The sequence below is a fragment of the Brevibacterium sp. S111 genome (genome assembly GCF_004745075.1).
Classification (GTDB): domain Bacteria; phylum Actinomycetota; class Actinomycetes; order Actinomycetales; family Brevibacteriaceae; genus Brevibacterium.
Window position 1 is genome coordinate 1 of the sequence record NZ_RHFH01000053.1, and the last position, 1,218, is coordinate 1,218.

Sequence of the window (1,218 nt, forward strand, 5' to 3'; positions counted from 1 at the left end):
TGCGGTGCATCTGGTCAGCAGCGACAGTGTCGAAACGATCCCGGTCGATGGTGGTGAAGAACGCGTGGTACCGGTACAAGTCGAACAAGGGGTCCTGTCCGGCAGTGCGTTTGGTCTCGTTGAGCTCCGGGATGCGGCGGACGACCAAGCGTCCGGGGGCGTGCAGGGACTTCTTCTTCGAGGTGAATGCGGTGAACGGGACCTCGGCGACTTCAGCCTTGCTGATCCAGGCCCTGGAGTCTTCGTCGTAGATTGCTTCAGGGTATTCGATGCCAGTCCATGCGTCGTCGCTGATCGTTCCGATCGCTGCTTTGACCTTCTTATCCATACGCACGGTGATCGACACATGAGCCCCGGCATCGTGGGCGGCTTTGGCCACTTTTGAGGAGTAGTACGCCGAATCAGCCCTGACCAGGACCGGGAGGTCGGAGTTGATTCGGGCCGTGGTGGCCAAAGCGTCGGAGACGAACTTGTCAGCACCCCGGGCTGACGAGGTCGAGCCTTTGCGCAGACGCTGGCCGACGATGATCTGGCTGGAGTCGCGGGTCGAGGCTGTGGCCAACAGCGTGTTGAGTCCACGACTGCCTTGGTAGCCGAACCCGGCTCCCTGCTTCGACGCGGAGTGAACATCGATGACGGTGTCGTCGACATCGACGAAGATCATCGAAGTCTGTGCCGACTCCTGGTTGGTGGGCAGCAGTGGTGTGTGTTCGTTGAGGTTGGTCAGGAAGCGGGAGGAGATCGCGTCGAGTTGCCGAACGTGGCCGAAGGCGAACGAACGCAGAAACGAACCCAGCGTCGAAGGGGCGTAGACACGGTCGAACAGGTGTGTCATGCCGCCGTGGCGGAGAAGGTTCATGTCATCGATCGAGTCAGCCCCGGCGGCAATTCCGCCGACGAGGGTGGCGAGTTTCGCGGCTGGGTTCGCGCCTTTATCAGCGCCGGTGGTCGACACGGTCAACCTGTCGTCGGCGAGGTCTGGCAGGCCGGCTTTCTGGGCGAGGCCCATGATCGGGACCAGCCCGGTGGTCGCGGTGAGGTTCTCATCATCGAAGGAATGAGACACAGCCGTGGGCGTGTGATTGAATAGCACCTGAGAGGTGCCCCTTTCTTGGCCGGGAATGTTGACTTAGAACATCACCATTTTCCCAGCTCAGGAGGGGCATTTCCATTCCACGAACGGCTTGATCCGGCTACTTACATCGGTGGATCAAGGTT

The 1,218-nt window shown here is 60.6% G+C and carries 1 protein-coding gene; it reads right to left on the bottom strand.

From position 1 onward, the window contains the following. On the bottom strand, positions 1 to 1,066 hold a 1,066-nt coding region (locus EB836_RS17995), incomplete at its 3' end, for an IS1380 family transposase (protein WP_135542816.1). Positions 1,067 to 1,218: the final 152 nt, after the last annotated feature.